Source organism: Azospirillum sp. B21 (genome assembly GCF_008364825.1).
GTDB lineage: Bacteria > Pseudomonadota > Alphaproteobacteria > Azospirillales > Azospirillaceae > Azospirillum.
On sequence record NZ_VTTO01000043.1, the window covers coordinates 1 to 6,927 of the forward strand.

Consider the following 6,927-nt stretch of genomic DNA (forward strand, 5'->3'; position numbering starts at 1 on the left):
CGCAAGATGGCCTGATGGGCGTTGGCGGGCTGCTGCAGCCGCCTTCTTGGTCTCGATCAAGTTAATGTGACGATGCCTTTCCAGCTCCTTCTCTTCCGCCCGCTTGGCGGCGTCGGCCACCCTCTGCACCAGCCGCTGGTCGATCACCCCCAGCACGGCGGCATCGACGGCATGGTGCCGGTGATCCGCCCGGTTCTTCAGATTGGCGTCGGACAGGATAGCGTTCAGCCCCCAGCGGCCGCGCAGCATCGCTGTCAGCCGGCCGGGGGCGGCCCGCACCTTCTCCAGCGGCACGATGCAGCCCAGATATTCGCGGGCGACCCTGGACAGGTGCCGGGTCTCCACCAGCTGCCGGTCGATGAATCCCCGCTCGTCCTCGAACCGCTCCATCGCGTTGGGCAGGAAGCGCCAGCGCTTGTTTTTGGGCAGCGACTCGGCGCGTTCGGCGATGGCCGCCCAATCATAGCCGTCGGCGGAGACGACGCCGAACGCCTCCCACGGCGTCCGGTTGCGCTTGATGCGGTTGGCGCGACGGTGGCAGACGATCTTGTTGTCGGCGCCGCTGGCCAGCGTCCGGCTGAAGGGCAGGATGTGATCGACATCCACATCGCCTTGCAGCAGCTGCGTCATACTAATCGGTTGGCCGGTATAAACGCAGACATGGGCGCTGCCGATCCGCGGCAGCTCCTCCCACAGCCGCAGCCGCAGCAGCGCCTCGCCGGTCGGTTCCATCCCCAATTCGCGAAGCTGCTGGGTCCGCGTCCAGTTCTTCTTCTGCTTTTCCGCCTGTTCACGCTGTTCCTTGTCGCGGTCGGCTCGGCTCTGCTTCAGATTTCGGGCCAGTTCCACCACGATCTCCTCCGGCTTGCCCCAGCGCCGGATGATCCGGTTCACCACCCGCCGCAGTTCGTTCAGCGCGACATGGACAGTCGGATTGGGAAAGCGGCCGATCCGCAGTTCGGCCGGGTCGTCCGCCTCGCCGGTGCCGAAGGCGATGAAGCGCTCCAGCGGCAGGCCGTAATAGGGCAGTTCGCCCAGCAGCTCGTCCGGGCGATAATCGGAGTGATGGAGGCCGAGCGCGCGAACCGCCTTGTCATAGGGCAGATGCTCCTCGTGCATCAGCGGCACCACCTGCTCCAGCGCCTTTTCGCTCAGTCGGCAATAGCCGTCGGGCAGGCCCGGCCGCTCGGCCGTCAGGATCGCCACCTCCCACGGCAGCCCCAGCTCCTCCACCAGCCAGGCCGCCAGTTCTCCCTCATCCTCGGCATCGATCAGGCGGCCGACGATCTCGCGCTGACGGTCGGCCGGGAAGCTGTGCCAAGCCGCGCCGATTCGCCGGCGCTTGCCCTTTTCGGCCGACAGCGCGTCGGCGGTGGCGTCGCCCTTCAGCCGGTCACGCTTGTCGTCCTCCAGATTGATGCGGGCGTCGGGTGGGAGCTTCAGCTCCTTGGCCAGCGTCTTGAAGGTCAGATCGCCCTTGCGGCACAGCCGGTCATAGAAGCGGTCGAAGTCGGCCGGCGACAGCCCCTCCTCCCCCTGCCCCGGCCGGACGATGCGCAGATTGTGCAGTTCATGCAGGATGCGGAACCGTTGGGCGATGGGCAGCGCCCAATGCGCCCGCTCCTCCTCCGGATAGAGGGTGCATTTGCCGGGCTTCACCGGCTTCAACGGGCGCTGGTGGAAGATGACGCTCTCGATCCGGTCCCATTGTTCGGCGGTGACGCCGGGATGATGCGGCGCCTGGGCGGCGCGGATCACCTGGAATTCCTCATGGACCAGCGCACGCTCCGGATAAAAGCTGTAGGTCGCCCTGGCCCCCGTGCCGGTCAGCCTTGCCCTTACTGGCTGGCGGGTGGCATGGCGGGCGGCAAGCCACTGGCCGAGTGTGCCGGCGCCGCTGGCGGCCAGCTCGGCCTTCAGAGCGGAAATGCCGGTCTTGACCTTGCCCGCCTCGTTCTCATCCCCGGCCGCCTTGCGGTTGCTCTTGAAGCCGCGGCGCTGGTTCAGGTGAAAAAGGACACGGCCGAGCTGGTGGGCCGGCAGCGGGCCGGCGACCGCCGCCGCGCGCAGCTCGTAGGGGTCCAGCCCCTCCAACGCCTTGCGCGCCTGCAGGTCTTCCGGCATCAGGGCGGCGGCGACCAGGGCGTTCATCAGAGCCTTGCGCCGGCGCAGATAGCGATCGCGGCGCCGGCGCATCGACCGAGCTAAGCGCCTATCGGCCGCCAAGGATTGCTGTGACTTCGGATCCCGGCCATCGGGGAAGATGCGAACGCCCATGCGGCGCACCCCGCAGGGCCTGCCATCCCCGTTCAGATCCAGCAGACAGAACCCAATACTGTTGGTGCCGAGATCCAGGGCGAGGCGATAGCGGAGACGCTTGGACACGAAGGAATTCCTCCCGCACATGATGCGAATGGGAAAGGAGCATTCGCACCTGAAGTGCGGAATTGTCTAAGCGCACCCCACCCGTGTCCAGAAGCAAAAAGGTCTCAACTGGATTGACGATCGCGAAATCCCGTGAGATGCTCTTCGCGGAAAGACAATCACCTTGCTTAGCCGCTGGGGGATCGGGGTCCTTCCGTTAACACGTCGCAGGGGTTTCCCCTTTGTGGCACAAGATGTGCGGCGGGCTTCGGCCCGCCGCGTTCTTTTTGGCTTGATGCCAAAGCTCTGATACCCAAGCTCTGCTCCAGCTTGCACCGCTCCGCTGTTCTGGACGACAGTGCCTTCTTGGAAAACAACTGTTCTTCATTGGCCTCGGGCCGACCTGTCCAGACGCTCTCTTCGGGGCCGCAATTCTGACCGTCGACCGCTATCGGAATGGATTTCCATATGGGGACCCATCCAGCCTGGTGTGTCTCGCTAGCTCGTAGCAAGGGCTGGACGGGCAAGGAGCGAAAAACCAGAGCTTGACAGTGCTCCTGTTTTTGGCGAACAAAAAGGGAACATAATCCTTCCCTTTCTGTCTCAAGAGACATGCATCCTGAGCCGCGCCCTAGTACCGCCCTACAAGACCTGCGCAACCGCATCCACCAGCTGGAGATTGGCGGGCGGCGCGCCATGCGCGTGCTACCCTTCGGGATCAGCGAGGTCGACGATCGGCTGCCAGGTGGCGGGCTGGCGTTGGGAGCCGTCCACGAGGTGGCCGAGGGCGGTGACCTGGGCGTGATCCACGCCGCGGCGGCCACCCTGTTCGCCGCGGGCATCCTGGCCAGAATGACCGGGCCGGTGCTCTGGTGCCTGCGGGCGTCGGACCTGTACGCCCCGGCGCTCTCCCAAGTCGGGCTGGATCCGAACCGGGTCATTTATGCAGAGGCACCCGATGAAAGGACGCTGCCTCTGCTGGTGGAGGAGGGGCTGCGCCACCGCGGACTGGCGGCCGTGGTAGGTGAACTGGCCAAGCTCCCCATGGTGGCGTCCAGACGCATGCAGATCGCCGCCGAACACTCCGGCGTCACAGCCATCATCCTGCGCCGGTGGCGCAGCCCGGCCGCGGCTGCCGCCGAGATCGGCCAGCCGACGGCTGCCGTCACCCGTTGGCGCGTTTCAGCCCTGCCGTCCAGCCCACTGCCAGCGCCGGGGATAGGCCGCAGGCGATGGCGGGTGGAACTGGTGCGGTGTCGTGGGGGCGTGGCGGGTGAGTGGGACATTGAGGGCTGCGATGAAGAGGGTCGTCTCGGTCTACCTGCCCACTTGGCCGACGGATCGGCTTCGCGTCAGGGCACGCTCATCGAAGGAACGGCACGAGCGGTCGGGCTCCGGTTCGGCACTTGAGGCCGACGAGCCGCCCGGCACACCCTTCGTCGTCGCGTCGACCGGCGCGCAGCGCGTCATCACCGCGGTGGACGTCGCCGCGCATCGGCTCGGCCTACACCGGGGCATTCCACTCGCGCACGCGCGGGCGATGGTGCCCGACCTGACGGTTGCCGACGCCGATCCTGATGCCGATGCCGAGGGCTTGCACAGGCTGGCCTTGTGGGCGCTGCGCTACAGCCCAATGGTGGCCGTGGACCCGCCAGATGGCCTGTGGATCGACATCACCGGTGCCAGCCACCTGATGGGTGGCGAGCGCCCGTTGCTCGACGATCTGATCCGCCGCCTTGCCGCGATGGGCGTCACCGCGCGAGCCGCAATCGCCGGCACGCCCGGCGCCGCCAATGCGCTCGCTCGCTTCGGCCATCGGCCAGTGTCTGTGATCGACGATGGGCTGGAGGCGGTGTCCGCGTTGCCAGTGGCCGCCCTCCGGCTGGGATCTGAGATGACCGTCGAACTCCGACGCCTGGGCTTCGAAACCGTCGGCGATCTGGAGGCGACGCCGCGTGCGCCTCTGGCCCATCGTTTCGGTACATTGCCCGGCCGGCGGCTGGATCAGGTCTTCGGCCGCGTTGCCGAACCGATCGTGCCTGTCGTACCGGTCGAGACCGTCCAGGCACGACGCAGTCTGGTCGAACCAATCAGCACGGCCGAGGCACTCCAGGCTGTCATCGGAGCGCTGGTGCAGGACCTCTGTGGACAGCTGGAGCAGCAAGGGCTGGGCGCCAGGACGCTGGACCTACTCTGGCACCGCGTGGACGGCACAGTGCAGGCTATCCGCGTCGGCACGGCGAAGCCGGTGCGCGCAGCTCCACACCTCACCCGCCTGCTTGTTGAGCGCATCGACAGCGTGGATCCGGGCTTCGGGATCGAGCTCGCCATTTTGACGGCCACGCTTGCGGAGCAATTATCGGCTGAGGAGGTCGGCCGGCTAGTGGCCGGGGAGACCGATCCCGGGACGTTCGACGAGGTGGCCACTATCGCCGGTCTGGTCGATGTGTTGGGCAACCGGATAGGTCACGACAGGGTTTTCCGCTGCGCGCCGGTGGAGAGCGATGTACCTGAGCGGTCGGTCACGCGCATCCCCGCCCTGGCGCCGCCGGTACCAGCCGGTTGGCCCTCCAAGTGGCCGCGGCCGGGACGCCTGCTGACGCCACCGGAGCCCATTGAGACGATGGCCCTGATGCCCGATCACCCGCCGATGGCCTTCACCTGGCGCGGCGTGCGCCGGCTCATCAAGCGAGCGGATGGGCCTGAGCGAATCCATGGCGAATGGTGGCGGCGTGACCGCGAGATGGCGGCCGCGCGCGACTACTATGCCGTGGAGGACCATACGGGCGAGCGCTTCTGGCTCTACCGATCCTGGGAAGGTTCCCCGGACACCGGGCCGATGCGATGGTTCATCCACGGGCTGTTCGGATGAGCGCGGCCGAGCAGGGGCGGGGTCCCGCAGGCTCGACATACGCCGAGCTCCAAGTGACCACCCACTTCAGTTTCCTGCGCGGCGCCAGCAGCTGCGAGGAGTTGTTCTCGCGGGCGGCGGCGCTGGGAATCCCCGCGCTGGGCATCGTCGATCGGCATTCGCTGGCGGGCATCGTCCGCGCCCACGAGGCGGCGCGGCAGACCGGCGTCCGGTTGGTCATCGGAAGCCGGCTTGACCTAACCGACGGCACGGCCTTGCTGCTGTACCCCATGGACCGGGCGGGCTACGGCCGGCTTTGCCGGCTGCTGACGCTCGGGAAAAGCAGGGCAGGGAAGGGCGCTTGTGATCTTGCCTGGGAGGACGTCGCCGATTGGGCCGAGGGACTGCTCGCCATCCTGGTGCCGGACGAACCGGACGATCGCTGCGCCCGGCAACTGGCGCGGCTGCGCCACACCTTTCCGGGCCGGTGCTACGTGGCCCTGACGCTCCGCCGGCGACCGGGCGATGTCCTGCGGCTGCACCTGCTGTCAGAACTGGCCGCGGCCCACCGTGTGCCGACCGTGATGACCAACGACGTCCTCTATCACGCGCCGGAACGGCGCATCATGCAGGACATCGTCACCTGCATCCGCAAGGGCTGCACCATCGACAGCGCTGGGTTCCGGCGGGAGCGGTACGCCGACCGCTTCTTGCAGCCACCGTCAGAAATCGCCCGCCTCTTTGCCCGGCACCCAGAGGCGGTGGCGCGTACGCTGGAGGTCGTGGAGCGATGCAAGTTCAGGCTGGACGAGCTGCAGTACCAATACCCTGAGGAGGTGGTAATTCCAGGCCTGACGGCGCAGCAGTCGTTGGAGCAGCTGACCTGGTCCGCCGTTGCCGACCGTTATCCCGATGGCGTGCCGGAGAAGGTCCAGGCCGTGCTCCGGCACGAGTTGCGGCTCATCGACCAGCTGGGCTACGCGCCCTACTTCCTGACCGTCCACAGCATCGTCCGGTTCGCCCGGTCTCGTGGCATCCTGTGCCAGGGCCGGGGCTCGGCGGCCAACTCAGCCGTCTGCTATGTGCTTGGCATCACCAGCATCGATCCCGAGCGTCACAACCTGCTGTTCGAACGCTTCGTATCGGCCGAACGTCGGGAGCCGCCGGACATCGACGTCGATTTCGAGCACGATCGCCGAGAAATCGTCATCCAGTGGATCTACGAGACTTACGGCCGTCACCGTGCAGCTCTGACGGCGGTGGTCACCCGGTACAGGGCGCGTGGTGCCGTCCGTGACGTCGGCAAGGTGCTCGGGCTCACCGAGGACGTCACAGCGGCACTGGCAGGGCAGATTTGGGCTTGGTCGGATGAGGGTGTCGAGGAGCAGCACGCGAAGGAGCTGAGCCTAAACCTGGAGGACCGGCGTCTGCGTCTGACTCTGGAGCTTGCTCAACAGCTGATGGGCACGCCCCGGCACCTGTCTCAGCACCCGGGCGGCTTCGTCCTCACGCAGCACCGGCTGGACGAGCTGGTGCCGATCGAGCCCGCCGCCATGGAGGACCGGCAGGTCATCGAGTGGGATAAGGACGACATCGACCTCCTCCGCATCATGAAGGTCGACATTCTGGCGCTGGGGAGGCATTGTCACATAAACCGCGGGGCTGGCGAGCTCCTGTTGCACTGGGCATAGTGGCGGGATGAGACGTGAGCC

At 66.9% G+C, this 6,927-nt stretch carries 3 protein-coding genes and 1 pseudogene; 3 read left to right on the forward strand and 1 reads right to left on the reverse strand.

Annotation, left to right across the window (positions count from 1 at the left end):
- Positions 1-2,385 (reverse strand): type II CRISPR RNA-guided endonuclease Cas9 (gene cas9, locus FZ983_RS33725; protein ID WP_149229076.1); only part of this gene is annotated, 2,385 nt, incomplete at its 3' end.
- A 675-nt stretch (positions 2,386-3,060) separates the two neighbouring features.
- On the opposite strand from cas9, the gene FZ983_RS33730 reads away from it, so the two are divergent.
- The 3 genes and pseudogenes from FZ983_RS33730 to FZ983_RS33740 all read left to right on the forward strand — a co-directional run.
- Positions 3,061-3,774, forward strand: coding sequence for a damage-inducible mutagenesis protein (locus FZ983_RS33730; RefSeq protein ID WP_282187078.1), 714 nt, complete (start codon positions 3,061-3,063; stop codon positions 3,772-3,774).
- Positions 3,662-5,236, forward strand: a complete 1,575-nt coding sequence (locus FZ983_RS33735) for a DNA polymerase Y family protein (RefSeq protein ID WP_149229078.1) — start codon at positions 3,662-3,664, stop codon at positions 5,234-5,236. Before FZ983_RS33730 ends, FZ983_RS33735 begins: the two co-directional genes overlap by 113 nt.
- A pseudogene (locus FZ983_RS33740) lies at positions 5,233-6,852 on the forward strand (PHP domain-containing protein); the annotation flags it as partial. The gene FZ983_RS33735 and the pseudogene FZ983_RS33740, both read left to right, overlap by 4 nt.
- Positions 6,853-6,927: the final 75 nt, after the last annotated feature.

What these genes read in the sequence shown, in the direction of transcription:
- FZ983_RS33730 (WP_282187078.1), top strand. Translation starts at nt 3,061, where the DNA reads ATGCGCGTGCTACCCTTCGGGATCAGCGAGGTCGACGATCGGCTGCCA.
- FZ983_RS33735 (WP_149229078.1), top strand. Translation starts at nt 3,662, where the DNA reads ATGAAGAGGGTCGTCTCGGTCTACCTGCCCACTTGGCCGACGGATCGG.